25 protein-coding genes are annotated in these 26,686 nt (G+C 50.4%); 19 read left to right on the top strand and 6 right to left on the bottom strand.

Going from position 1 to position 26,686, the window contains the following annotated elements; all coding sequences use genetic code 11:
• The first annotated feature begins 15 nt into the window (after positions 1-15).
• A complete protein-coding gene (gene iadA / locus QTL79_RS00660) occupies positions 16-1,218 on the top strand; it encodes a beta-aspartyl-peptidase (protein ID WP_346352997.1) in 1,203 nt (400 codons plus the stop codon).
• Positions 1,219-1,300: 82 nt separating this feature from the next.
• Here the strand turns inward: iadA and QTL79_RS00655 are convergent, their stop codons facing one another.
• The gene (locus tag QTL79_RS00655) at positions 1,301-2,170 is read right to left on the bottom strand and encodes an SDR family oxidoreductase (RefSeq protein WP_346352996.1); all 870 of its coding nucleotides are present in this window, start codon (positions 2,168-2,170) and stop codon (positions 1,301-1,303) included.
• A 150-nt stretch (positions 2,171-2,320) separates the two neighbouring features.
• On the opposite strand from QTL79_RS00655, the gene QTL79_RS00650 reads away from it, so the two are divergent.
• Positions 2,321-2,674, top strand: a complete 354-nt coding sequence (locus QTL79_RS00650) for a winged helix-turn-helix transcriptional regulator (RefSeq protein ID WP_346352995.1) — start codon at positions 2,321-2,323, stop codon at positions 2,672-2,674.
• A gap of 69 nt (positions 2,675-2,743) precedes the next feature.
• Here the strand turns inward: QTL79_RS00650 and QTL79_RS00645 are convergent, their stop codons facing one another.
• On the bottom strand, positions 2,744-3,760 hold the full coding sequence (locus QTL79_RS00645) for an alpha-hydroxy-acid oxidizing protein (RefSeq protein WP_346352994.1): 1,017 nt from the start codon (positions 3,758-3,760) through the stop codon (positions 2,744-2,746).
• A gap of 228 nt (positions 3,761-3,988) precedes the next feature.
• Positions 3,989-4,630 (bottom strand): GntR family transcriptional regulator, encoded by a 642-nt coding sequence (locus QTL79_RS00640; protein ID WP_346352993.1) that lies wholly within the window; start codon positions 4,628-4,630, stop codon positions 3,989-3,991.
• A gap of 414 nt (positions 4,631-5,044) precedes the next feature.
• Between QTL79_RS00640 and QTL79_RS00635 the strand changes: the two genes are divergently transcribed.
• The 7 genes from QTL79_RS00635 to QTL79_RS00605 all read left to right on the top strand — a co-directional run bounded on the left by QTL79_RS00635 (position 5,045) and on the right by QTL79_RS00605 (position 12,502).
• Positions 5,045-5,551, top strand: coding sequence for an L-2-amino-thiazoline-4-carboxylic acid hydrolase (locus QTL79_RS00635; protein WP_346352992.1), 507 nt, complete (start codon positions 5,045-5,047; stop codon positions 5,549-5,551).
• Positions 5,552-5,580: 29 nt separating this feature from the next.
• Entirely contained in the window at positions 5,581-6,849 is a 1,269-nt protein-coding gene (locus QTL79_RS00630; protein WP_346352991.1) for an L-cysteine desulfidase family protein, read from the top strand.
• Between the two features lie 73 nt (positions 6,850-6,922).
• Positions 6,923-8,179: an MFS transporter gene (locus QTL79_RS00625; RefSeq protein ID WP_346352990.1), complete on the top strand. Its 1,257-nt coding sequence runs from the start codon at positions 6,923-6,925 to the stop codon at positions 8,177-8,179.
• 240 nt (positions 8,180-8,419) lie between these two features.
• Positions 8,420-8,998: a pentapeptide repeat-containing protein gene (locus tag QTL79_RS00620; RefSeq protein ID WP_346352989.1), complete on the top strand. Its 579-nt coding sequence runs from the start codon at positions 8,420-8,422 to the stop codon at positions 8,996-8,998.
• 98 nt (positions 8,999-9,096) lie between these two features.
• Positions 9,097-9,750 carry an HAD family hydrolase gene (locus tag QTL79_RS00615; protein WP_346352988.1) on the top strand — a complete coding sequence of 218 codons (654 nt, stop codon included), beginning with the start codon at positions 9,097-9,099 and terminating at the stop codon, positions 9,748-9,750.
• Between the two features lie 63 nt (positions 9,751-9,813).
• Positions 9,814-10,551 (top strand): sulfite exporter TauE/SafE family protein, encoded by a 738-nt coding sequence (locus QTL79_RS00610; protein WP_346352987.1) that lies wholly within the window; start codon positions 9,814-9,816, stop codon positions 10,549-10,551.
• 202 nt (positions 10,552-10,753) lie between these two features.
• Positions 10,754-12,502, top strand: coding sequence for a methyl-accepting chemotaxis protein (locus QTL79_RS00605; RefSeq protein ID WP_346352986.1), 1,749 nt, complete (start codon positions 10,754-10,756; stop codon positions 12,500-12,502).
• 49 nt (positions 12,503-12,551) lie between these two features.
• On the opposite strand, the gene QTL79_RS00600 is transcribed toward QTL79_RS00605, so the two are convergent.
• Positions 12,552-13,352, bottom strand: coding sequence for a carboxylesterase family protein (locus tag QTL79_RS00600; RefSeq protein WP_346352985.1), 801 nt, complete (start codon positions 13,350-13,352; stop codon positions 12,552-12,554).
• A 212-nt stretch (positions 13,353-13,564) separates the two neighbouring features.
• Here QTL79_RS00600 and QTL79_RS00595 point away from each other — a divergent pair, with 212 nt between their 5' ends.
• The 8 genes from QTL79_RS00595 (at position 13,565) to QTL79_RS00560 (ending at position 22,326) form a co-directional block, all read left to right on the top strand.
• Positions 13,565-14,530 carry an MBL fold metallo-hydrolase gene (locus QTL79_RS00595; protein WP_346352984.1) on the top strand — a complete coding sequence of 322 codons (966 nt, stop codon included), beginning with the start codon at positions 13,565-13,567 and terminating at the stop codon, positions 14,528-14,530.
• Positions 14,531-14,736: 206 nt separating this feature from the next.
• Positions 14,737-15,477: a FadR/GntR family transcriptional regulator gene (locus tag QTL79_RS00590; RefSeq protein WP_346353257.1), complete on the top strand. Its 741-nt coding sequence runs from the start codon at positions 14,737-14,739 to the stop codon at positions 15,475-15,477.
• Positions 15,478-15,611: 134 nt separating this feature from the next.
• Complete coding sequence (gene dcuC / locus QTL79_RS00585; protein ID WP_346352983.1) at positions 15,612-16,967, top strand: C4-dicarboxylate transporter DcuC; 1,356 nt, start codon at positions 15,612-15,614, stop codon at positions 16,965-16,967.
• 15 nt (positions 16,968-16,982) lie between these two features.
• The gene (locus QTL79_RS00580; protein ID WP_346352982.1) at positions 16,983-17,576 is read left to right on the top strand and encodes a DUF1847 domain-containing protein; all 594 of its coding nucleotides are present in this window, start codon (positions 16,983-16,985) and stop codon (positions 17,574-17,576) included.
• Positions 17,577-17,620: 44 nt separating this feature from the next.
• Entirely contained in the window at positions 17,621-18,784 is a 1,164-nt protein-coding gene (locus QTL79_RS00575) for a MalY/PatB family protein (RefSeq protein WP_346352981.1), read from the top strand.
• Positions 18,785-18,825: 41 nt separating this feature from the next.
• Positions 18,826-20,796, top strand: coding sequence for a methyl-accepting chemotaxis protein (locus QTL79_RS00570; protein ID WP_346352980.1), 1,971 nt, complete (start codon positions 18,826-18,828; stop codon positions 20,794-20,796).
• Positions 20,797-20,928: 132 nt separating this feature from the next.
• Positions 20,929-21,507 carry a TetR/AcrR family transcriptional regulator gene (locus QTL79_RS00565; protein ID WP_346352979.1) on the top strand — a complete coding sequence of 193 codons (579 nt, stop codon included), beginning with the start codon at positions 20,929-20,931 and terminating at the stop codon, positions 21,505-21,507.
• Between the two features lie 54 nt (positions 21,508-21,561).
• A complete protein-coding gene (locus QTL79_RS00560) occupies positions 21,562-22,326 on the top strand; it encodes a 4Fe-4S binding protein (RefSeq protein ID WP_346352978.1) in 765 nt (254 codons plus the stop codon).
• A gap of 276 nt (positions 22,327-22,602) precedes the next feature.
• On the opposite strand, the gene QTL79_RS00555 is transcribed toward QTL79_RS00560, so the two are convergent.
• On the bottom strand, positions 22,603-23,898 hold the full coding sequence (locus tag QTL79_RS00555; RefSeq protein ID WP_346352977.1) for a lipase family protein: 1,296 nt from the start codon (positions 23,896-23,898) through the stop codon (positions 22,603-22,605).
• 266 nt (positions 23,899-24,164) lie between these two features.
• On the opposite strand from QTL79_RS00555, the gene QTL79_RS00550 reads away from it, so the two are divergent.
• Together QTL79_RS00550 and QTL79_RS00545 are read left to right on the top strand one after the other, a co-directional pair.
• On the top strand, positions 24,165-24,869 hold the full coding sequence (locus QTL79_RS00550) for a helix-turn-helix transcriptional regulator (RefSeq protein ID WP_346352976.1): 705 nt from the start codon (positions 24,165-24,167) through the stop codon (positions 24,867-24,869).
• 116 nt (positions 24,870-24,985) lie between these two features.
• Positions 24,986-25,873, top strand: a complete 888-nt coding sequence (locus tag QTL79_RS00545) for a DMT family transporter (RefSeq protein ID WP_346352975.1) — start codon at positions 24,986-24,988, stop codon at positions 25,871-25,873.
• Between the two features lie 103 nt (positions 25,874-25,976).
• Here QTL79_RS00545 and QTL79_RS00540 read toward each other — a convergent pair whose 3' ends face one another.
• Complete coding sequence (locus tag QTL79_RS00540; protein WP_346352974.1) at positions 25,977-26,621, bottom strand: DUF4253 domain-containing protein; 645 nt, start codon at positions 26,619-26,621, stop codon at positions 25,977-25,979.
• Positions 26,622-26,686 lie beyond the last annotated feature (65 nt).

The raw sequence follows: 26,686 nt of genomic DNA, 5'->3' as shown, positions 1-26,686 counted from the left end.
TAAGGAGGCATTTTCATGCAGAACGAGAAACATTTTTTCACTTTGCTCAAAGGAGTCGAGGTGTTTGCGCCTGATAAAATTGGCAAGAGGGACATATTGATTGCTGGCGATAAAATTGCCGCATTGGAGCAAGAAATCGAAGTTCCGGCGGGCTGGGATTGCCGCGTGATTGATTTAGAGTCGTGTTCGGCTGTGCCTGGCTTTATCGACGGACATGTGCATCTGATCGGCGGCGGCGGCGAAGGCGGTTATGCGACGCGCACGCCGGAAGTACAACTGGGCGATGTGATCAACGCCGGAGTCACGACGGTCGTCGGCTGTCTGGGGACGGACGGAACAACGCGGCATATGTCCAGCCTGTTGGCCAAAGCGCGCGGTTTGGAAGAAGAAGGCGTGACGACGTACATCTATACCGGATCGTACGAAGTGCCGACCAATACGATCACGCGCAGCGTGCGCGACGATATTATCTTGATTGATAAAGTCATTGGCTGCGGCGAAATTGCGATTGCAGACCATCGCTCGGCGCAGCCAAGCAAAGAAGAAATTGCCAACTTGGCTGCACAGAGCCGCGTCGGCGGGATGCTGAGCGGTAAGGCTGGAGTGCTGCAACTGCACGTCGGCGACGGCAAGAAAAAACTGGCGGATTTGTTTGCCATTGCCGCAGAGGGCGAAATTCCGATAACGCAATTCCTGCCGACGCATATCAGCCGTAATCCTGAATTGCTGGAAGAGGGAATTCGTTTTGCCAAGCTGGGCGGGAAAATTGACATTACGACCAGTAGTGCGAACATTCCCGGCAAAAGAACAGGCATTACGGCCGCGAAAGCCGTGCGCTATTGTCTCGCGCAAGGCGTGGGGACGGAGCAGATTACGCTGAGCTCCGATGGCAACGGAAGCATGCCGGCGTTTGACGGTGACGGACGACTAATCGGCTTGGAAGCGGCACGCATAGGCAGTTTATTTGAAACGGTGCAGGAATTGATGGAAGAAGGGGCTCTGACGCTGGAAAGTGCGATTCGCTTGATTACTGAAAATCCGGCGAAAAACTTGAAACTGTACCCGAAAAAAGGCTGTATCCAGGTCGGCAGCGACGCCGATTTGGTGATTTTAGACGAAGTGAAAAACATTCAATACGTGTTTGCTAAAGGAAACATGATGGTAGAGAAAAAACAGCAATGCGTCTTTGGTACATTTGAAAAGAACGGCAAGCAATAACTCGAAAAAATAGGTTTCCGACGAGAAAAGCAGCAAGCTGCCGTGGTGAGGCAGTTTGCTGCTTTTGTGTTTCTTTCGGTGATTATTTTTTTGCCAGTCCTTCAACAATCTGGGACAAACCTTGGTTGAGCGGCGTTAAAGGACGGCCGAGCAAGGCTTCGAAATCGCTGCGCGGCAGATCAAGCGCGCCGGCGCGGATCGCGCGCTGGATTTCGACCAGGATCGGAACGACGAAGTCGGGTACGCCGACTTGGCCCATGATTTCGGCGTAGGTCGCATCATCGACCTGCTTTACGGGTACGTCTTTCTGCAGAACTTCGCCGAGTGCGGCGGCCAGCTCTTCTTGCGTCAGCGGTTTGCCGGACAGTTCGTAGACGCTGTTTTCGTGTTCGCTGCCTAAGAGAACAGCAGCGGCGGCTTCGGCGTAGTCTTGCTGCAGGGCCCAGCCGACTTTACCGTCTTTGGCGGCGGTCAGCCACGGCGCTCCGGCCAGGACGGCCTGGATGGTGCCGGTCTCGTTTTCCAGATACCAGTTATTGCGCAGGAAAGAGAAGGGAATGCCGGTCTTTCGGATTGCCTCTTCGGTCAGTTTATGAACCGGCGCGAGGAAGAGCGAACTTTCGCTTGCGTTGCCGACGCTGGTGTAGGCGATGAATTTGACTTGCGCCTGCTTGGCTGCTGCGACTGCGTTGGCATGCTGCCGGATGCGCGTTTCGTTGTCGCCGTCGGCGGAAATGAGCAACAGTTTATCGATGCCGCTGAAGGCGCGTGTTAATGTCTCCGGCTGATCAAAATCTGCCTGGCGAACGTCGACGCCGAGTGCTTTTAAGTGTGCTGCTTTTTCCGGGGTGCGGACGCTGACCGCCAATTCGCTGGGGCGCAATTTTTTCAGCAGCTCCGCGACGACTTTTGAGCCTAATTTCCCGGTTGCACCGGTTACTAATGTTTTCATGAGAATCCCTCCAGATCATTTTTCATTGCTTGTCGCAACCTTTAGTGCTACAATCAACCTTACACAAAGTATAGTCTGCAACGATAAAAAATAAAAGTACGATTTTATTTAATAGATAGTATTAAAAAAGATACTAATGGAGGGGATAGCATGCTTACATTAGAAGAACTGTTCGGCAAATGTCCGTACGCAACCGCGCAGAAGATCTTGTCCGGCAAATGGGCGCTGATGATCCTGCACTTTTTGAATGAGGAAAAGCTTCGCTTCAACGAACTGCAACGCCGTTTACCGGAGATGACGCAGGCGACGCTGACCAAACAACTGCGGACGCTGGAAGAATACGGCATGATCACGCGAACTGTTTATGCACAGGTGCCGCCTAAGGTGGAGTATGAGCTGAGTGACATCGGCAAAGATTTCTCGCAGGTGCTAGACAGCCTTAAAAGTTGGGGCGACCGCTATGTGGAGTTTCATAATACGAAGGAAAGCGGTACGGCAAGATAAAGAAGGAGCTGTTGCAAAGAGGCGAATGAACGCCTTTTGCGACAGCTCCTTTTTGAGGGAGTCATCTTCTTATTTACGCACCATGTCGCGCGTGATTTCGCTTAAGCGGAACGCGCCGCACATCGTCATCGCGTCTTTTAATTCGTCCGCGAGTTTGTCGATATAGCTCTTCACGCCTTCTTTTTCGCCGCCGAAAACGGCGGTCACAAACGGGCGGCAGATCAGAACGCCATGTGCGCCGAGCGCGAGTGCCTTAAAGATATCCGTGCCGGAGCGGATGCCGCCGTCGACGAGGACTTTCATTTCGCTTCCGACCGCCGCGGCGATTTCCGGCAGTACTTCGGCCGTCGCTGGGCATTGATCCAGTACGCGTCCGCCGTGATTCGAGACGACGATCGCGCTTGCGCCCGCTTCCTTAGCCTTTAGCGCGCCGTTTACGGTCATCACGCCTTTCACGATGAAAGGGACGCCAACCAAATCTGAAATTTGACGCAGTTCGGCGACCGACTTTCCGCCCGCCGGCGGGGTCATGTTCTTTAAGAAGGGCAGACCGGCCGCGTCGATATCCATCGCAACAGCGAAAGCTCCTGCTTTGTGAGCCAGTTTTACTTTTTCCCGAATGAGGTCAAGATTCCAAGGTTTGACGGTCGGAATGCCACGTCCGTCCGCGTTCGCAATCGCGGCCGTTGCACTTTCCATGACGCGCGGGTCGGTGCCGTCGCCGGTGAAAGCGGCGATGCCGTTCTCTTTGCAGGCTGAAACGAGAATTTCGTTATACGACATGTCATTCAATTTATCGCCGTAATGCAGATTGACTGCGCCGACCGGGCCGGCGAAGAAGGGGTATTGGAAGGTTTGGCCGAACAAAGTCAGACTGGTGTCGACGCTTTGTGGCGCAAACAGGGTGTCCATATTGACGCGGATTTCCTGCCATTTCTGATAGTTGCGGATCGCGGTGTCGCCGACGCCTTTTGCGCCGGGTCCGGGGAGGCTGTTTTTGCAGGCGATGCCGTTGCAGATCGTGCAGGCCTTGCAATAGTTTCCGATACAGGTGCGTGCGGTTTTCAGTACATCGTTGTAATTCATACGCATTCTCTCCTTTATCTCCTATGCTGTAGCGTAAAATAACTCCATTTTATTGTATGATTGTTTAGTGGACAAGTAAAATATTTTTTCGCTATGAGCGTTATGATGTTATGTAATAATCATCGAAGAGCGTGATGCGAAAAAAATACAGTAGGGTCGAAAAAGGCGCCGCCTTGAAGAGTTAACTTCGAGGCGGCGCCTTTTGGCTGCGGGGAAATACCGCAGACGTCAGGTTCTGTCTACCGGAGTCGGCGCTGTGTTCGGCAATAACAAATTTTCGATATCGGCCTTCAAAAGCGTGATCGCCATCGGGATATCGTTTTTCTCCAGATAGTCGACCAAGGCCAGGTGTAGATCCATTGTCGCGCTGTGCTTTTTCTGTACGAAATAGATCGTTTGGATGTTCAGCGCTTCTTCCAGGAGTTTATAGGCGTAGTGGTTGCCGTAGATGGCGAACAGTTTCAGATGGAACTGGCAGTTATAATGCCAGTGCGATTTAAAATCGTTGCTGGCGCAATTGACGTAGTCCATGCAGATGGTACGCAATTCGCTGATGCGCTCGCGGTCGATGTAAGTGCAATAGGTGGTGAGAAACGAACATTCGAGTGCGGAACGGAATTTTATGACTTCCAAGAGCTGCTGTTCGCTGGGTTGGAGGATCTTGTAGCCGTGCCGCGGGATGCTGGAGAGAATTTGCGTGCCGGTCAACTGTGTGAGCGCTTCGCGGATCGGTGCGCGGCTGACGCTGTATTTTTCCATCAGGAATTTTTCAGTCAGAATCGTATCGGCAGGATAGGCGCCGTTGATGATATCAGAGAACAAAGCGTCATAGACCTGGTCTTTCAAACTGTCATTCGTTCTTTTGTTCATGCGCTATCTCCTTAATCGAATTATCAAGCTATTATATATTGAAAAAAAAGGAGAGTCAATTGAAAAACGGCGGAAACGTTACCGAAAAAGAGAATGAATAAAATTGTGATCATATTACAAAAGCGAAAAAAGTGCGCGAGTGAAATGCTGTTCGCCTTCTCTTGGGAGATAAATAGAAGAAAAATGGCAATTGTGTAAATAAACAAAAAATATATTGACGATAAAAAAGAGTGGTGATATGATTAGCGCAAATAAAAATACTGAAAAAATAAGAAAGAATAAGAAGAAAAGCTTACTTAAAGAGGTTTTAAAATAAAATAGCTAATCATATCAGCAAGGGGACGTGAATTTATTGTTGGTGTCAAAAAAACGGCGGCGACAATTAATTTATAAAAAAGCAAAGGGGAAATGAAGATGATTGACAACAAGATCAGCATCAAAGGCGACGCGGTAGTGGACATCCAAAGAGGCGCGATCGGACATCGCGCGATCTGGACCGGCCTGACGTATACGAAGGCCAGAGAAGCAGGCATGGCGGAGCAGGCGGAAAAATTCATCCGCGAAGCGATTTCGGAAACGGGAGAATTCCAAGGCGCTGAAATCAAAGCCCAGTGCAAAGAGCCGCAAAACGTGACCTGTTTTGCCGAAACGTTTTTGACGCCGAATGTACTCAAGACCTTTGAAATCGAATTCAAGACGAAAACGGCAGACCGGGTCGAACTGGAATTCCATCATTGCCCGCTCTTGAAAGGCTGGCAGGATCTTGGCTTCGACGATGCGACCTGCGAAAAATTATGCGATATGGCGATGGACGGAGACAGAGGGATTGCCAAGGCGATGGGCTTTGAATTTCATTTGGGCGACACGATTGCAAACGGAAAAAGCACCTGTCAGGTATCGTTCTTCAAGAAAGGGAAATAAGCAAGCAATGCATAAAGGAGTCGGCTTTTATGGATAAGGCGCAATACGATAATTATCTTACGATCTTAAAAGGTGAGCTGGTTCCGGCGATGGGCTGCACGGAGCCGATCGCGATCGCATTCGCGGCGGCAAAGGCGCGCGCGGTGCTCGGCAGGATGCCGGAAAAAATCGTCGTTTCTTGCAGCGGCAATATCATCAAGAACGTGAAGGGTGTCATCGTGCCGAATTCCGGCGGACAAAAAGGCGTCGAAGCGGCGGCCGTCTTAGGCGCGCTGGCTGGTGACGCGACGCTTGAACTGGAAGTCATCAGCCGGGTGAGCGAAGAGGAAATTGCCGGGGCTAAGGCATTGTGCGAAGCGGGAATCTGCAGCTGTCGGTTGGCGGAAGGCGAAGAGAACCTCTTCATCCGGGCGGAGCTGAGCGCGGGCGACGAAACGGCGGTCGTAGAAGTGCGCAACAAGCACTCACACATTCAGCGGATCGAGAAGAACGGAATCGTGATCTTCGAACAAGCGGGCGTCTCAACGCAAGCGTTCGGTGACAAGTCAAAGCTCAATATCCGGGACATCCTCGAATTCGCCGATGCGGTGGAACTGAAAGACGTAAGCGGAATCATTGCCCGCCAGATTCAGTTCAATTCGGCGATATCCGAAGAAGGTCTGACGAATAAATGGGGCGCGCAGGTCGGGCGGATGTTTGCCAGCCTCGGCAACAATGATGTGCGCACCAGAGCCAGAGCGGCTGCTGCCGCGGGTTCCGACGCGCGAATGAACGGCTGCGCACTGCCGGTCGTCATCAATTCAGGCAGCGGCAACCAGGGGATCACCTGTACGATGCCGGTCGTCGTTTATGCGAAGGAGCTAGGGGTCAGTGAAGAGCGCCTTTACCGCGCGCTTGTCGTCGCCAACCTGCTTTCGCTGCATCAAAAACGCTACATCGGCAATCTTTCCGCGTATTGCGGCGCGGTGTCGGCCGGCGCGGCGGCCGCTTGCGGCATCGCCTACCTACTGCACGGTGCGGATTATGATATCATCGGCAAGACGCTGGTCAATTCGCTCGGCAATGTCGGCGGCATCGTATGCGACGGTGCGAAGGCGTCATGCGCAGCGAAGATTTCAACCGCCGTTGATGCAGGAATCATGGGTTATGAAATGGCGAAACAAAATCTCTTTTTCCCATTCGGCGAAGGTCTGGTGGAAAAAGATTATGAACAGACCGTACAAAATATCGGGCGCATGGGCTGCTGCGGCATGCGATCCACCGACGTGGAAATCCTGAACATCATGATTGGAAACTAAAGCGGCAGGCGAAAAGAAACTAGGCGGCAGACCTTGCAGATCGAGGAAGGAAATCTACAGGAGGGGAAATTAGATGAAAAAACGTTGGGTTGTCTTAGCTGTATCTTGGCTCATATTTTTCGTGGCGTTTCTGGATCGGGTAAACTTATCAGTCGCGATGCCCCTGATATCCAAGGAGTTCTCATTGTCGCCGGAGCAGGTCGGTTATCTGTTTAGCGCCTTCTTTATTTCATATACTGTCTTTCAAATCCCCGGCGGCTATCTGAGCGATAAAGTCGGGCCGAAAAAGGTGCTCTTGGTGGCTCTGGTCTGGTGGTCGATCATGACGATCGCGACAGGCGTGGCGCGTTCTTTTTCCCAATTCTTCATCGTACGCGTACTGTTCGGCATCGGCGAAGGTTTTCAACCGCCCTGCGCCTTCAAGCTGAACAGCAATTGGTTTCCGAATCAGGAACGGGCGACCGCTAACGCGATCTTTACTTCGGCCTGCTCGTTCGGACCGGCGATCGCGCCGCCGATCGCGGTCGCGATTATCGGCCTTTGGGGCTGGCATGCGCTCTTTTATATCTTCGGTGGTCTCGGTTTTGTCGTTCTTCCCTTATTGTACTTTTTAGTGAAGAACTCGCCGGAAGAAGATCCGGAAATCAGCAAGGAAGAACTGCAGTACATCAAAAGCGGGCAGACGGAAATCGCGACAGCCGCTACGGACGAAGTCAGCGTCGGTCTGATGAGCGTCCTGAAAAACCGGAACATCGCCTTGTTGGCGCTGACCTACTTCGGCTTTATGTGCGCCTTCTTTGGTTTACTCTCCTGGCTGCCCAGCTATCTGGTCAAAGCGCGCGGTTTTGAACTGGTGAAAATGGGCATCTTCTCCGGTTTGCCATTTCTGGCGCTCGGGATCGCGCAGCCGCTCGGCGGTTGGCTTTCCGACAAGGTATTCAGCGGCAAGCGGAAAGTGCAGGCCATCGTGGTGAACCTCGCGGCGGGCCCGGTGCTGTATGGCGTAGTGGCCGCACCGACGGAAACGGTCGCAATGGCGCTATTGGTCGGTACAGGTTTTCTGGTCGGTTTGGCCTTCGGTCCGCTCTGGGCGATGCCGATGGAATCGGTCAAACGCAGCCATGTCGGCATGGCGACCGGCGTCATGAATGCAGGTGGCAGCATCGGCGGTATCTTGTCGCCGATCATCATCGGCTACCTGGTCGGCATGTCTGGTTACAACGCTGCGTTCGTCTTCATGGGCGGGGCGTTGGTCTTCACCGCCTTGGTCGTATCGCTGGTCAAACTGCCGCCGAAAGCGGAAACGCAACTCGAATCGGCGGCCGGTTAAGCAAGGTTTATTTACTGCAACAAATTGCTTAAGTGGAGCGAAGAAATGTAAAAGAGAAAAAAGCAGGCGAGGTTTCCTTAGAGAAACTTTGCCTGCTTTTTGCTTGTTGTACTCTTAAAATGGCTGCGTATGCTTAAAAGTTTATTGCACACGTCCATCCTCTTTTGAAAATAAAACGAAAGTTTGTTATGCTGAACAAAAGAGGCGCTGCCGATTTGGCATAAAAGGAGCAACGGTGCGATGGAAAATACGACGTATGAAAATCTGGTCATTGCCAACGGAAAATTGACGGAAGGCAACAAGTCGTTAACGAAAAAAGAATTTATAAACTGTGAATTCAATGCCTGTGATTTTTCGCAGGTGGATTTTTCTTATTCGGTCTTTGAAAATTGCAGTTTTAATGACTGCAACCTGTCGATGGCTAAATTTAACGATAGCCGCTTAGCTAAAGTGACGTTTAATAAATGCAAACTGCTTGGCATTTTATTTTGCGCTTGTGATCCCTTTATTTTGAATGTGGACTTTCTCAGTTGCCTGATGCAAAGCTGTAATTTTTCAAATTTGAATTTAAATAAGACGGCATTTCGCGAATGCAAACTCATCGAAAATGATTTTATCGATACGCAACTGGTGAGTAGTGAATTTACCGGCGCTGTGTTTGAATGCACGGTCTTTCATCATTGCAATTTAACAAAAGCCGATTTTTCCTATGCGGAAGGGTATCAGATCCATTCGCAAAACAATACGCTCAAGAAAGCCGTATTCACGTTGCCGGGGGCGGTCGGGCTGCTGCGTCATTTGGATATTGTGCTGAAATAGTCGAAAGCCGGCAAAGAAAGTGCTGTAGGGTAGGAGATTTTCGCTGCAGCGCGGAAATAGAAAAAGGAAAATAGGAAAGCAGAGAGGGAGAAATGAAGATGCGTTATGAATACATATTGTTCGACCTTGACGGCACGCTGACGGACCCTGCGCTCGGCATAAGCAATTCCATTATCTATGCGCTGAAAAAATACGGCATCGAAGTCGGCGAGCGAAGCGAACTGTTTAAGTTTATCGGGCCGCCGCTGGCGGAGTCGTTTGAAAAATATTATGGTTTTTCAGAAGAGAAGGCGAATCAGGCGGTGGAATATTTTCGCGAATACTACCGCGCTCAAGGTATCTTTGAAAATGTGATCTATGACGGCATTGAAGAACTGCTTAAAACGCTGCAAGAAAAACACAGACAGTTGCTTGTGGCGACAACGAAACCGGAAGTGTTTGCCAAACAAATCTTGGAGCATTTTGCGATTGCGCAGTACTTTAGCTTTATTGCAGGCAGCAATCTCGACGGGACAAGGGTGAAGAAAGACGAAGTAATCGCCTATGCTCTCGAAAGCTGTAAGATTACCGATTTGACAAAAACGATCATGATCGGCGACCGGGAACATGACGTACTTGGTGCAAAAAAGATCGGCATTGCTTCGCTTGGTGTCCTGTTCGGCTACGGCGACCGCGCGGAACATGAAAAAGCCGGTGCGGATTATATCGTTGAAAGAGTGGACGAAATCGAAAAAATCGTCTGCGCAGAATAGAGCTGCCCTGTAAAACGTCTCGACAGAAGAGCGGAAGAGAATTTGCGAAGCGAGGTGTGGAATATGGAACTGTTGCAGCCGTCGGTTCTTTCACTGCTTTTGGTTACGCTGGCGACTTCCGTCGTCACGCTGTTCACCGGCTTCGGCGTCGGTACCGTGCTGATGCCGGTGATGGCGCTGTTCTTCGACGTCAAGGTCGCGATTTTCTTGACGGCCATCGTGCATGGCTGCAATAATCTGTCGCGCATCGTGTTGTACCGCCAAGCCATCGACTGGCGGGTGATCCGGCGTTTCGGCAGCGTCAGCGTGGTCGGGGCGTTTATCGGCTCTTATGCGCAGCTGTATCTGAGCGGCGACTGGCTGAAAAGCGGCGTCGGCCTTTTTCTGCTTCTTTATGGCGCATTCTCATTATTGCCGCGCGGCCTCAATTTCGCGTTGCCGAAAAGCATGGATGCACTGGGCGGTTTCTTATCCGGTCTGCTGGGCGGTCTGATCGGCAACCAAGGAGCGATCCGTTCGCTTTATCTGCTGCAGCAGGGTCTCGGCAAAGAAGAGTTGATTGCCTCGGCGGCGTTGATCGCAGTGTTGATTGATGTGACGCGAATACCGGTTTATGCCTATACGCAGTTTCATGCAATGGAAGAACATGCGGCATTATTGGCGCTCGTCGTCTGCGCTTCGGTCGCCGGAACGCTGATTGGCGGGAGACTGCTGCCGAAGGTATCGTATGACTGGTTCAAACGAATCGTTTTGGTCGCGATTGCGGCGCTCGGCATGCTGTTACTGATGGGGCGGATTTAAAGGAAGGTAGTGGGGGAAAAGCGAAGCAAAAAAATAACAAAAGTATTACAAAATTTACCGTATAACTAAAAGGGAAAAAATGGAAGGTGTCGAATAGAAACTATACCTTGAAAAAGGAAACAACCGGCGCAACCGGGGGAGCGGGAAAAGGGAGACGGTATCTCTTCATAGTGAGTGGCTCTAGATCATTCTCAACTGGCAGGTGGAGAAATTAGAACGAAGGGCAGGTGAGGTTGCCGCTCGGCAACCGGAAACGATGAAGATTGGTGCGAAGATTGTCTCAGGATTCCTGGCGGTGCTGGCCGTAATGCTGATTTCCGGCGGCATCAGTTATTATCTTCTCGGTCAGGTTCTCGTCATGAGCAACGAGAACCAGGAATCGGCGCTGCCGATGCTGACGCAGACGAATAAGCTGGCGGTGCATAGCGCGCAGAAAGTCGCTGCGATCCGTGGCTTCGTGATCACGGGCAAGACTTCATTTCTCGATGAGTACAAAGCGCTGGACAAGGAAGATGATGAAATAAGCAAAAAGCTGATGGATGGGTCGTTGACGCCGAAGGGCAAGGAAATGGCGGCCGAGGCGAAGCGACTCGATGATGCTTATCAGAAGATTGCCTTTGAAAAAGCGGTGCCGTTAGCACAGGCCGGGAAAAAAGAAGAGCTATTCGCTTTGATGGCCAACGAATTGGCCCCGGCAGCAGCGGCTACGGCCAAGCATATGGAGGCCTACGAAAAATATCGTCTTGATCGCTTCAACACGATTCTCGATCAAGAGCAGGATCAGATCGAACAGACGATGAAAATGAGCTTGATCAGCTTGCTAATCGCGCTCTTGGTCGGCGGTGCAGTCGCGTTCGTGATTACGCGAATGATCACACGGCCGCTCGCGGCGGCGGTGCATCATTTGGATTTGATGGCGGCCAACGATTTTACGCAGCGGATTGACGGCCAACTACTCGCGGCCAAGGATGAGACCGGCGTAATGGCGCGGGCGATGGATAAGATGATTCTCAGTATGCGCGAGATCATCAAGCAGCTGGGGACTTCGTCGGAGCAGATGGCTGCTTCTTCGGAAGAACTGCTGGCCAGCGCCGACCAGTCGGCTGCCGCCTCGAACGAAGTGGCGATTTCGATCACCGATGTGGCGAAAGGCGCTGCCGGTCAGGTCAGCATCGTCGGCGATACCAAGGGCATCGTCGAGCAGATCGCGATCGGCATCCATCAGGTCGCCGATAATGCCACCAACGTAGCCGGTGTGGCGGAAAAAACCTCCAATGCGGCGCAGGAAGGCGGCAAAGCGGTCAACGAAGCGACCAACCAGATGCAAAGCATCGAGCAGTCGGTGGCTAATACGGCTGTGGTCGTCGGCAAGCTTGGCGAGCGCTCCAAGGAAATCGGACAGATCGTCGATACGATCGCGAGTATTTCCGGCCAGACCAACCTCTTGGCGCTCAATGCCGCAATTGAAGCGGCGCGCGCCGGCGAACAGGGGCGCGGTTTCGCGGTCGTAGCCGAGGAAGTACGCAAACTCGCCGAACAGTCGCAGGCTGCGGCGCAGCAAATCGCCGGGCTGATCAAGGAAATTCAAAACGATACCGATGCGGCGGTTACGGCGATGGAAGTCGGCAATCAGGAAGTGAAGAAAGGCACCGAAGTCGTCACCAGTGCGGGACAGACCTTCCAGCAGATTGTCAGCCTGATCAACGATCTGTCGTATCAGGTGACCGATATTTCGGCTGCGGTGCAGGAGATTGCCAGCAGCAGCGAACAGATCGTTCAGTCGGTGCAGAAGATCGACGGCATCAGCAACAACGTTTGCGATCAGGCCGAAGGGATCTCCGCCGCCACCGAAGAACAGGCGGCTTCGATGGAAGAAATCGCCACAGCCAGCCGCGCATTGGCCAATATGGCCGAAACGCTGCGCCAGGTTGTCGCGAAGTTCCAGGTATAAAGTAAAAAAGAGCTGTCGCAGGATGAGACGATCTTGCGACAGCTCTTTTCTATTGCGTGGAAGCACGTTTTTGGCTGAGAAGCCAATCGTAAATCTCCTGATTTTTATAGATGCCGGCAATATTATGTCCCTGATTGGGTAAAATGGTGAGACGCGGCGCTGCGCCTTGACTGCGCAGCGAGGCAAGAAGGGCTTCATGATTTTCTAATGGCGCGATACGATCGTTTTCGCCATGGAATGCCCAGACGGGCAACGTCAGCATTTGTTTAGGCCAAGTTGTCGGAAGGAGCGGCTTGGCAGCGGCGAGCGGAACGATGGCGGCAAAGTAGTCCGGGCGTTGCGTCGCTAAAGCCCACGTTCCTCTGCCGCCAAGGCTCGTTCCGGTCAGATACACTCTATCCGGATCGATGCGGTATGCGGGAAGAACTTCATCCAAAAGCGCTGCTAAGATTTCAAGTTTGTTCAGCCAATCGTCATTTTCGGGGCATTGCGGCGCAAGGACAACAAAAGGAAAATCATTGCGCTGTTCGGCAAGCCAGGTTGGCCCATATTCTTTGACTAAATCCAGATTTTGCCCGCGCAGCGAACTGCCGTGCAAAAATAAAATCAGGGGCCAGCGATTACTTGTTTGCGTGTATTGCGCGGGAAAAATAAGCAGGTATTGCAGAGTCTGGTCTTTATAGCGAAAAATCGCCTTCTTTTCTACAAAACGATCCGAGCGAGCTATCGGTTCCGCGTTGCCTGCTGTAACGGCGGTCTGTGATCCGTCCGTTGCAGGAAAAAACGTTTCTTTGCTCAAGCAGGCGAATGCTGCCGCAAATATGACGACAATAAGAATGAGTTTTTTCAAAACGATAGCTCCTTAGCGCGGACTGTCGAAACTTTTTCAACAGCGCAGATATTTATGACACAGTCTCCTTTCATAACAGGGGACAGCTTAATTATAACTGTGCAGCTAAGCAACTGCGAGTGACGGATCAATAGCAACTTTGTCAGGGCAGGATTTCTGTTTTATGAGGCGAACCTCTAAGAAAGCGACGAGAAAAGAGGAGGTCGATTTTTATGGAACGATCGGGAATGACGCTCGGATTTTTGACGGCGTTTTTAACGATAACCTTGCTGCTCTGCAATATGAATTTTGCTTTTGCCGCTGGCGAGGAGGGCGGATCGCTTGAGGGCAAGAAAGGCCGTGTACTGGTTGGAGAGATAGAAGTGATTACGCTCTCGGACGGCGTCAGCCAACGTGCGACTCTGCAGCAAGCGCAACTGCTGCAAGGCGATAAGGATAAAATCGCCACGCGATTGGAAGAGACCTATCCAAGCGGCCAGATGGAGGCGACAGTAAATGCCTTTTTGATTAATACTGGCTCGAAGCTGGTGCTGGTTGATACGGGAAACGGGGTAAAAGGCAAGCCGCTGATGGGGCATGTCGTCGATAACTTACGCGCCGCCGGTTATCAGCCGGAGGAAATTGACGAGATTTATCTGACGCATATGCATCCGGATCATATCGGCGGCCTCTCAAGCGACGGACAGCGCGTCTTCAGCAATGCGACGCTTTACGTCGATAAAAACGAGGCGGATTACTGGTTGAACGCGAGCAATCTGACGACGGCTTCCGAGACGCAGAAAAGAACGTTTCAGGCGGTAAAAGAAATGCTTACGCCGTATCTGACTGCGGGGAAATTCAATATCTTTGACGGCAATACGCAGCTGACTCCCGGCATCAGCGCGAAAGAACTTTTCGGCCATACGCCTGGTCATGTCGCTTATGTTGTTGAAAGTAAAGGTGAGACGCTGATTTTGTGGGGCGATGTAATTCACGTCGCTGCGGTGCAGTTTGAAAATCCCGCAGTGACGATTGCCTACGACAGCGACCAAGAGAACGCTGCCAAAGTGCGGCAAAAGATTTTGCGTGAGGCTGCGAAGAATAATACGCTTGTCGGCGGCGCGCACCTCGCCTTTCCGGGCATTGGCCATGTGACAAGCGACGGCGAAGAAGGATTTAAATTTGTACCGATCGATTAAAAATCAAATGCACGCTCACGTTACTCCAGCGGGAGAACGTGGGCGTGCATTTTGTTTAAAAGAAAAAGAAATTAAAATTGATTGACAGTTTTGAATTGAATTTTTATAATTAACGTATGCATAAACTGGTATACCAGAATACCAAGTCGCTTTACTGAAGGAAAGCAGCGTTACTATCGAAGAAGAAAGTGAAACACAGATTGAAAATGAAGAAATTTTTTGTAGAAGAACCATTAAAAAAATTCACCGAAGACGCGTCGGATGCGCTCTATGTGCAAATTGTCAGCCGCATTCAGCAGCTTATGCGCGAAGGCCATTTGAAAGAAGGAGATAAGTTGCCTTCGGAGCGAGAATTGGCCGAAATGTTTAGCGTGAGTCGCGTCCCGGTAAGGGAAGCGTTAAAGGTGCTGGAATTTCTCGGCGCGATCCGTTATGTACGGGGCGAAGGCGCTTTCGTGAAAAAAATTGAAATGAAGCGGATCTTGCATACGCTTGATTTTATGATGACCAACCCGGCCGATCAACTGGTGAATTTGTTCGAAGCGCGTGAAGCGTTTGAAATTCAGGCGGTTCGTCTGGCTGCAGAGCGAAGAACCGCAGAGGATATTGAGGCGATGCAGCAATTGCTGTTGGAGATGGAAGTCTTGATTGCCTCCGGCAAGCCGGTCTGTGATGTGTCAGTCAAATTTCATACGGCGGTTATCGCAGCGGCGCATAATGAAGTGATCAACGAGGTTAACGAATTTTTATCGGACTTGCTGAGTTATTCGCGGCAAAAATCGTTGAGCGACGTTACGCGACACGTGACTTCATTGCAGTATCATCAACAAATTCTACGGCATATTATCGAAAAAGATGCTGCGGCGGCAGTATTAACGATGCAAGAGCATTTGAGCAATGCGCAAATTGCGATTCAAAAAATGCTGCAGGAGGAAAAGAAAAACTAAAATGTTTTTCTTTAATCTCATTGGTATACCAGTATACCGAAAATAATTTGGTGCATAAGATGCGTCAGTAAAAATAAAAAGTCCATGTCAGTTAGAGGGAGCAGAGGGGATTTTAGAGGGAGGATTAGTGAAGCATGGGTATTATCATTTCAATTTTAGTGGTTGCCTGGGTCGTGTATATGATCATAAAAAAACACTATCCGCAAGCGGTTCTTTTGATTGCCGGGATAACCCTGACTATGGCCGCTTATTTTATTGGTAATCCGATACTGTCTGCGAAAGAATCGTCCGGTTCCGCGTTTCTCGATGTTTTTCATACATTAAACGTGCTGCTAAGTTCACGCGTTGCCGGTCTTGGCCTGACGATCATGTCGATTGCCGGTTTTGCCAGGTATATGGAGTACATTGGCGCAAGCAAGTCGTTGTTTGCGGTGGTTGCGTCGCCGTTAAAACACATCAGGTCGCCGTATATTCTGCTTGTCCTCAGTTTTTTCTTAAGCCAGTTCCTGGTGCTCTTTATTCCGAGTCATGCCGGGCTTGGCTTGCTCTTAATGGTGATGTTGTATCCTATTTTGATCCGCGCTGGCGTCAGCAAATTATCGGCTTTGGGAGTGATTGGCTGCGCACAGTATATGGATGTCGGCCCCGGTTCGGGCAATGCGATTCTGGCGGCCAACATCTGCAAGCTGGATCCGGCGGTATATTTCGTTACTTATCAGCTGCCGATCTTCGTCGTGACGACGCTGCTTCTCGGCATTACGCATTATTTCGTGCAAAAGTGGTGGGACAAGAAAGAAGGCTTTACCGGCAATGACGCGCTGGCTGATTTTGCCGAAGAAGATGAAACGCGTCCGCCGCTCATTTATGCGATTCTGCCGATTATTCCGATGCTCTTCATTCTTGGTTTCAGCCCGCTTTTTCACAGTAAAATCAAGATGGACGTCGTCACCGCGATGTTTTTGAGTACCTTCATCAGCATGGCGTTCGAGTATGTACGTACGCGCGACATTCGCGCTACGCTGCAAAGTTTGAAATACTTATATGAAGGCATGGGCAACAGCTTCGCCACGGTGGTAACCTTAATCGTGGCCGGTGAAGTGTTTGCCGGCGGCCTGACGAAAATCGGCGCAGTCGATGCGCTGACGTCAGGCGCACAAAACTTGGGTCTTGGCATTCATGGGCTGATTATCCTGTTCTGCATTGTCATTGCCGGTTGTGCGTTTTTGATGGGATCAGGCAATGCGGCGTTCTTCTCGTTTGCGGCGCTTGCGCCTAAAATTGCTGCGACGCTTAAGATCGAGGTCATCACGCTGCTCCTGCCGATGCAGATTATGACAAGCTTTGGCCGCGTCGTATCGCCGATCACCGCGGCGATCGTCGCCATTGCCGGTGTGGCGGGGGTATCCCCGGTTCAGGTCGTAAAGAGAACGGCTATCCCTATGCTGGTCGCCGCGATAATTAACGTGGCATTTATCTTTATCAATTCATAAAGGAGATGTTTTATTTTGAAATGTGCAAAATGTACTCACAGAAAATGTTATTTGGAAGGTCAAAACTGTACTAAAATCGGCGAGGAAGAAGTGAAGGGCGCCTATGAAGGCGAGCGTTTTGAAATCATGAAGGCGGCGGCCTGCACGGAAGGGCGCTTTTATAACGAGCTTACCCGCTTAGAGGAAACGGTTGAGTTTTGTAAATTCATGGGCTACAAAAAAATCGGCCTGGCTTTTTGCATTGGTCTCAATCAAGAAGCCGAATTGATCGAAAAATATTTTGCCAAGTTCTTTGAAGTCGAATCGGTCTGCTGCAAGGTCTGCGGCGTCGGCAAAGACAAGCTGGGCCTGGAACAAATTAAAGAAGGCGTGCACGAAACGATGTGCAATCCTGTGATGCAGGCGAAAGTTCTTGCAGACAACCATGCGGAATTTTGCGTCACGGTGGGCCTGTGCGTCGGACATGACGCACTGTTTAACAGCGCGTGCACGACGCCGGTTACCTGCCTCGTGGCAAAAGACAGAGTGCTGGCCCACAATCCGCTGGGCGCAGTGTATTCGCGCTACTGGCGTCGGAAACTCGGCATCAATCCCGAAGGACAAGTCTGATCGCGCCTTTTGGCAGACAAAAAATGTTGAGGATGGTGGACGAAATGATGCAGCATGATTTTGACGAACTGATCGATCGCAAGGGAACCGATTGTAAAAAGTGGGATACCTATAAGGACGATGTAATGCCGCTTTGGATTGCGGATACGGATTTCAAATGTCCGCAACCGGTGATTGATGCGATGCTGGAACGCGTACAACATGGCGTTTACGGCTATCCGATGAACGTCAAAACCTTTGAGCAGTCGATTGTTAACTGGCAAAAGAAGCGCTTTAATTGGGATGTGGAAGTGGACTGGGTCGAGTATACGCCTGCCGTTATTCCTGCAATCGTCTATGCGATGCGCGCCTTTACGAATCCGGGCGACAATATCGTAATTCAAATGCCGGCCTACCATCCGTTCCACGATATCATTCCCAATAACGGACGGCACATCCTGGGCAATCAGCTGATTCGCAAAGACGACGGCAGTTATGCGATCGACTTTGAAAATCTGGAAGAACTGCTGAGCAAAAAACGAACGACGATGTTTTTGCTTTGCAGTCCGCACAATCCTGTCGGCAAGTGTTTTACGCGCGAAGAGCTGAGCCGCATCTCGGAACTTTGCCTCAAGCATAATGTGTTCGTCGTGTCGGACGAAATTCATTCGGACATCATTTATAAAGGCAATCGGCATATTCCGTTCGGCAGTCTTTCGCAAGCAGCGGCGGATAACTGCGTGGTGTGTGTGAATCCAAGCAAGACGTTTAACATCGCCGGTGTGAGAACCGGAGCGGTCGTAATTCCGAATCGTCACAATCACGATCGTTTCTACGCGCCGCTCGAAGACAACAAAGCGTACGGCAGAACCATCTTCGGCACGCTGCCGATTGAAGTCGCGTACAATGAGTGCGACTACTACGCCGATCAAATGCTGGAGTATTTGGAAGGCAATCTGGCCTATCTTAAAAAATTCGTTGCGGAGCGCATCCCGCAAATTAAAATCGGCAACCCGCAAGCCACCTACCTCATTTGGCTCGACTGCCGGGAACTGCAGCTGTCGCCGAAAGAACTGCATGCCTTCTTCCTGGAAAAAGCAAAAGTCGCGATGAACGAAGGCTCGACGTTTGGCCCGGGCGGCGCCGGGTTTATGCGCATGAACATCGCCTGCCCTCGCTCTCGCCTGGAAGAAGCCCTGACGCGGATCGAAGCGGCCGTCAATAGCTAACCGTGCTTTCTATAATGGGGGTACTGTAAAGGAGATTTGATATGCTGAAAAATACTTTGCAAATCCGTCTGACGATTTTGCTGGTTGCCTTTTCCTTTTTGGCAGCGCTCGGCATCGGCAGCGTGAGTTCCTATATTAGCGCTACAGCGACAAAGGAAAATGCACTGAACAGCAACCAGACAATTACGACGCAGATTGCCAATGAGATTGAACGCTTTGTCAATAATGATCAGACGCTGCTCGAAACGCTGGCTCTTTCGCCCACCGCATACTCGATGGATGCAGCCAAATTCCGGGAAATGATCATCACGGCGCAGAAGAAAAATCCGGAGTTTGAGACAATCTATGTGATGAACCAGAGCGGCATGCAAATTGCGAAAACAACCAATAGCGCTTTGAACAATAAAGCAGACAAAGACTATTTCAAAAATGCGATGCAAGGCAAAACCTATTTGACGGATTCCTATATTTCGCAGCTGACGAATGCGCCGACTGTTACCATTTCCGCTCCGATCAAGGATGCGTCAGGCAAAACAATCGGCGTATTGGCAGGCGACGTCAGTCTTAAAGTCATCAGTGAACTGGCCGGGAAAATTGCCATTGGCAAAACCGGCTATGTGGACGTAGTCGATCAAAAAGGCGTGCTTTTGGCGCACCGGGACGAAGAAAAGGTGAAAAAGCAGGCAAGCATTGCGCAGGAAAAATATATACAAGTGGTGATCAATGACGGCAAGTCGGGCACGATGGAAGGCGCGTCCTCCGTCGGCGTTGCTTCCTTAATCGCGTATGCACCGGTTGCCAGCTACAAGTGGGGCGTAATTACCTATTTGCCGAAAAGCGAAATCAACAGCGTGGTGCAACACAGCATACTGGTGATGGCGATCTTAGTGCTCTTTGTCCTGCTGATTGCTGCGGCCACGGCGATGTTTGCGGCAAAAGGCCTAGCCCGTCCACTGCATCAATTAGTCGCTGGCGCGGGAGCGATTGCCGGCGGCGATTTGACGCGTAAAATCGAAGTGTCCGGCGTGGAAGAAGTCAATGAACTTTCCCGCTCGCTGGATCGCATGCGCGAAGATTTGCGCAGCATCATTCAGGGGATTATGGTTTCATCCGATCAGGTATCGGCCGCTTCGGAAGAGCTTACGGCCAGTGCTGAGCAATCGGCGCAGGCGACCGGCCTGGTGGCGAATACGATTGGCGAACTGGCTGAAGGCGCGGACAAACAAGTGGGTTCGATTGAAAAAGCCTCCGCCGTTGTGGAACAAATGTCGGCCGGGATTGAAGAAGTATCCGCAAATGCGATTACCATGACGAGCATTGCCGAGCAGGCTTCCGAGTCCGCAAGCGGCGGCGGAAAATCGGTCGAAGCCGTTATGTCGCAGATGGGTACGATTGAAAAAACGGTGACCACTTCGGCGCAAGCGGTCGCGCAACTGGGCGAGCGTTCGCAAATGATAGGACAGATTGTCGAAACCATATCCGGCATCGCCGGGCAGACAAATTTGCTGGCCTTAAATGCGGCGATTGAAGCGGCGCGCGCCGGTGAACAGGGCCGCGGTTTTGCGGTCGTCGCCGAGGAAGTGCGCAAACTTGCGGAACAATCGCAGGAAGCGGCCAAGCAGATCGCAGCGCTGATCATCGAAGTGCAAAGCGAGACGGAAAAAGCAGTCGTTGCGATGAATAACGGAACACGGGAAGTTAAGATCGGCAGCGAGGTTGTGCATACTGCAGGGCAGGCGTTCGGCGAAATCATTGGGTTTGTGGAACGGGTGTCCGGACAGGTCAAAGGAATCTCGGCGGCGATGCAGCAAATGGCCTCGGAGAGCGAACTGATCGTTGACTCGGTGCATGACATCGACACCATCAGCAAAGCCGCAGCCGGACATACACAAACCGTATCGGCTGCAACCGAAGAACAAGCCGCTTCAATGCAAGAAATCGCCAGCGCCAGCCAGGCGCTCGTCAAAATGGCGGAAGAACTGCAGGGCGCGGTAAAACGGTTTAAGCTGTAAAAAAAGATTCTCAAATGGCAAATGCCGCCCTGTTTGTGCTAAGCAAATGAATGGGGCGGCTTTTGTCATGCGTAAAAAAATTCTTGACCGATCGTTCTCGAAAGATTATTATTTCTAACAGGAGGGATAATAATGGGACGCAGTAGAGAATTTGAAGAAAGTATAGTGCTTGAAAAAGCGATGGAATTGTTTTGGCGTCAAGGCTATGAAAAAACATCGTTGAGCGACCTGGTGGCTCATATGGGAATCCACCGCAGAAGTTTATACGATACTTTTGGCGATAAACACAGCTTGTTTTTGAAAGCAATCGATTTTTTCGGCGCACAGATAAAAGAAAAACTGACGGCGGATGTTTCACGCTGCGCGACGGCCGAAGAAGCGATACGCTGCATCTTTGAGTATATGATCGAAGGCAGAGCGGACCGGCCCTGGGGCTGCCTGTTTGTAAATGCGGCCACGGAAATGGCGCCTCACGATGAGGCGGTCGCAGAAAAGACGCAAGCAGCCTTTCATCAATTGGAGCAACTTCTTGCCGCATTGATTCGCCGCGGACAGCAGGCGGCTGAATTCACTGCGACCTATGACGCACAAGTGCTGGCCGAACATTTACACACAACGTTGCTTGGCATTCGGGTGATGGTAAGAAATGCAGCCGATAAAGAAAAATTGCGTCGTATTGCGGAATGTTCGTTAGCAATATTGCATGATTGAATTTTTTTGCATGAATTAGAATGAACGTTCTAAAATATAAGGAGTGATGAAGGAATGGAAAAAGAAATTGCAAATTACATTTCGGCGTTGGGGGTTGATGATTTCGGTATTGCTGCGGTGCAGGATTACCATAGCCCGAAATCTTATGAAATCAGCAAATTTTTGCCGGATGCCAAGTCGATTATTGTCTTGGGCTTCAAAGTGCTGACAAGTTGTGAAAGTCCCAGTGTGACGACGGCGCAAAACGGCTATTTGGATTTGGCTTCGTTTGCCCGAACCTCGAGCTATCAAATTTCACGCTTCCTGGAGCGCAAGTATGCTGCGAAAACAGCGACCTTCGGCATTTCCTATCCGATGGAGATACATAATGACCGCAAAGCGATAGCGGATTTTTCGCAGCGCCATGCAGCGGTTGCCGCCGGACTCGGAACGTTTGGCCGCCATAACCTGGTTATTCATCCGCGCTTTGGCACCAGAATTCAATTTACCAGCATCATCACGAACTTAGCGTTGCAACCCAAGCCTAAATGCGAGGAAGACTTGTGCATTCATTGCGACCTGTGCGTAAAAAACTGCCCGTCACAGGCGTTGGCAACAAAAGGGCAAACCGATGTCATGAAATGTTACGCTCATTCGCAGCCGTATGGCTTGGTTGGCGATATTACATTTCAGCTGCAGCGTCTAGGCAGTTCGCCGGAAGAACAAAAAAATATGCTGATGGATCAAGAGTACGCACGCTTGAAACAGGCCGCCTATTTGGGCAATCAATACATGTGTTATAACTGTCTAAAGACATGTCCGGTCGGAATTAAAGCGTGAACAGTTGCATTAGAGACAGGAAAAATAAGTAGAAGGTAGTGAATATCGTCTATCTTTCAGGCGCTGAAATGGCTTTCCATCAAATGAAAAAAGTATTGTATTGAAAACAAAAAAATGTGCCAGTGTGTTTTCACAACAAAGCCGTCCTATTCAATCCAGATGATAATTTGATCAAGTGATTGGATGGGGCGGCTTTTTGTGAGTTGTTGTATGTGTTTCGATGACAAAACGCGGTATCATTTTAGAAGAATTTTGTTTAAAGAAAATTTTCCGCGACTATTCTCCCAACTGCGCACGAATCAGCTCGCGGTAGGTGGTGGCATGGTGCTGATAAAAAAGATCGTCTGCGAACTGCGGCGGCGTTGGCGTGCCGAAGACGAATAAGACCTGGCCGGCTGGCTCGAAGCACCAGGAGGAATCGGTTGCGATGCTGCGCAGCGGCTTAAGCGAATCGTAGCGATAGAAGTAGCCGTAATTTTGCGCGCTCTTACGAACGTGAGGCTCGATGACCGCGCCGACGAGTGAACGGAACCCGGAGGAGAAACCGCTGATAAAGCGTAACAGGCGAGTGGCGATGCTTGCCGGAGGAAATGCGGTTTCAAGATCGCTCATGCTTTCGAGCGTCAAAGGAACTTTGGGAATGGAATCGAGGTCGTTGTTAATTACGACGGCGTTGTCGTATTGTTGCGTAATGCGGGCAAAATCGCTGGCGAAGGAAGGGGTGCCCGGTTTGGGTTGGGCGAAGGCGTAGGATTTAAGATGATAGCGCGTGTCTTTCAGGGCGAAAGGATCTTCGCCAGTTGTTTCGGCAGACTGCATCGCATGATGAAAAAAAGAATGAATCAATGTTGCCATGGAGGCGCCCTGGCTGTGGCCGACAATGTACAAAACAGCATCTGTGGGAAGCTGTTGTTCGTTAAGAATTTGCAGGATGCCGTAACGCAGGTCAAACAACGTGGTGAAGGTTGCATGGGCAAAACCGCTGTGCAGCGCGGCTGCGTCGGAAGCGGCGAAGGATACGGCGTCGCTTAAGAAGCGACGGGCTTGGACGGGCTGAAAGAAAGCGTCCTCAATCGCGCTTGGGGAATTGCTGAATACTGTGCCGCGAATCGCAATGGCGTAACGGCCTGCATTTGACCCGACGCCCTGATAGAGCAGCCAGGCATTTTGCCAGGGGCCAAAACCGTTGAGATCCGGGCTGCTTTCAATTAGCTCTTGGGTAAGCGGCGTAAGGTTCTTTGCGGCGGCGCGAGCTTCAAGCTCTGTGAAGAGCTTTTCCCAATGCGACAGATCGTCTTCGCCCTGCTCCGGCGCGGACGGTGAAGTGCGAAAACGGATATAGTCGGCTGCCACTTGCTTGCGGCTGTCAAAAAGCGGTACCGGATTCCAAAGCGCGGGATCGATAGCGGCTTCGAATTTCTGAAGTTGTGCGGCGTCATTGCTGTCCTTCAGTTGAAAACGGTTGTCCTGATTGTTGAGTTCAATGCAGAATTCAATGAAATTGGCGGCTTCTTCGTGTACATAGCCGCCGGAAAATGGCGATGTTTTTGAAGCGGGGGCGGTCACCGACATAATAGATCACTCCTTATATAAAGCTCATAAGAATAAAATTCCATTTTTTACAGTAGAATCCTGCGCGTTTAAGGGGGAGTGAGCAATGAATTGCGAAAAAAGAATGGTTTGAAAAATCAAAAGGAGTTTCTGAAAAATCGTTTCCACTTTGTCTTAACGGTGTTCTATGCTTTTGCGATGTTGCGCTTGCCTTAAAGCGAAGATTTCTTTATTGCCTACGGGAGAGTATAATGGATGAAAGATAACGCTGAAAAGGGTGAGGATAATTGGACAACATACAGTGTGAACGCAGGCGGTATGAATGTACCTTTAGCACCCATGCGCATGCGTATGCTCAGTTGATTATGCCTCTTAACGGGCGGTTGGAGATTGAAACGGAAACTAAGCGAGTGCTGGTTGACGAGGCGCGGCTCTTTTTTCTCCCGCCGGACTGTGACCATACCTTTCGAGCGGAGAGGCGCAACGAATTTTTGATTTTGGATATACCGGACGCCCTGTTTGTCAAACAGGATTTGGAAAAGCTGGCAGGCGGAAGCGAATACTGCTTTGACGAACGCTGGCAGGCGATCCGTCAGCTGCTGTTGAATGAGGCGGGAAGGACGACGCGCTCCGGCGCGATCAACCACTTGTTTGCCTATGCGTACTCCATGTTGCTGGAGGAGTGCCTGCCTGCTTCGGTGCGCCATATTCAGGCGCATTATGCGGAGGAACTTGATTTGAGGAAACTGGCCGAGATTGAACATTATACTGTCGGCTATTACAGCGAGTGGTTTAAGAAAAACATGGGCGTATCGCCGCTTGAATATATACAGCGCGTACGGTTGAACAAGGCGAAGGAACTGTTGGCAAACACGCGCTTGCCGATCATTCAGATTGCGCATATGACGGGCTACAGCCATCATTCTTCTTTAAGCCGGGCGTTCAAGGACGTCGAAAAAATGACGCCAGTCGATTTTCGCAAGAAAAACTGAGATGCGGCTAAGAATTACCTGTGAAGCGGCAAAGAACGCAGTCGGGAAAACGGTATACTGGTAGTAAGGAACTGTGAAGATGGTTCCTTATTTTTATTGCAAAAGGGGAATGAACAATGAAAGCATGCTCTGGGGCGGGACGGAAAAATGCATACGTCAATCTGGCGCTTTGCATATTGCTTTGGGCGTCGATACCGGTGATTACAAAAAAAATGCTGCTTGAACTGAACAGCCTGCAAATCTTATTCTATTCGACAGCGCTTTCGACGCTTGTGATGGCGATTTTGGCGCTGAGCCGGAAAAAAGCGGCCGACTGGAGGCAATACGGCAAGAAAGAATATGCGATCATGGCCGGACTTGGTCTGCTGGGGAATTATCTTTATTACCTTTTTCTCTATGGCGCGTTGAGTAAAACGACGGCAGCCGAAGGCTTCATTCTTGCTTACACGTGGCCGATTTTGGTGTTGCTGCTCTCCGTTGTCTTCGGAACGGACAAGCTGACCGTAAAAAAACTTGCGGGGATGCTGGTCAGTTTTTGCGGCATCATTATCATCACGACCCAGGGAGAGCTGACGCAATTCAATCTGACAAATCTCAACGGCGATTTGCTTGCGATTGTCGGCGCGTTCGTTTTCGCGCTTTTTTCCGTCCTTGCGAAGCGGTTTGATTTCGATAAAATTATCAGCGTCTTTATCTATTTTCTCTCGGCGTTCATGGCCATCGTGCCGACCGTGCTGGCTTTTTCAACGATTCCGCTGCCCGGCAGCGACGTATGGCCTTGGATCATTTTTAACGGCGTCTTTGTAAATGGCATATCTTATGTCTTTTGGTTCAAAGCGCTGGCGGGCGGCGAAACGCATATCCTATCGAACTTATTGTATGTAACGCCGTTTATTTCATTGCTTTATATCGCCCTGTTTCTAAACGAACCGATTCTTCCCAGCGCAATTGCCGGGGCCGTCGTGATCGTTTCGGGCGTGCTGTTTCAGTATGCGAAAAAGTAACGCTGCCGGATGCAAAAAGAAAACCGCTCGCTTCGCGTGATTGAAGCGGGCGGTTGGTTTTATTTTATTGGTTGAAATTAGGAAGAAAGGAAAAGCGGATATTTTAATCCCACCATAAAAATACGCCATGATATTTGTTCATTTCTACCACTAGCGCTTCAATACTGCCAGCGTTTTGCTCAACAGCATCAGGACAAAACACGTACACTTCTTCAGCAAATTTTTTCATATCTGATGGCATCACTTTAAACTGCACATCGACCCAATCGCCATCGGCTCCTTTGATAATGATTCCGTAGCGTTCATCCCACTCTTTAAGTTTTTTAATGATTTGCTCGTTGTTAATATCATAGTTTGTGCCGTCGGTTCCCATGACACGAATAATATCATACGGGTCTTGGCTTTTGATAATGCAAATTCGCTCTGGTGAATCCTTAAAAGATAAACTGCTGTAAAAGACTTGCCGAGCACTTCCATTGCATTTTTTCTTTAATTGCGCCAGCAATTCTGGGCGTCGGTTCACATTCACCTCAAAATAAGAAACGTCATATTTTTGCTGATCGACTTTACCCCACATGGTATTTTCTAGTCGTATAAGTTGACCTCCGTTGCGAGTTGCCTCATTACGCAATAAGGCATCGATGTTGGCGGTAGTTGGACTTTCTCCGGCGAAACCTGAGCGGAAATGCCAGAGGAGTGCGCCGACAATCAGTACTGCTAACAGCGTAAAAAAGATTTCTTTGGTCATGCCACGTGAACCTCCCGATACAATGAATATGCTTATTCTACTGCTTGTGCGACGTGAGAGAAAGT

This window comes from Azotosporobacter soli, assembly GCF_030542965.1.
GTDB lineage: Bacteria > Bacillota > Negativicutes > SG130 > SG130 > Azotosporobacter > Azotosporobacter soli.
This window is presented reverse-complemented; position numbering and strand designations above follow the sequence as displayed.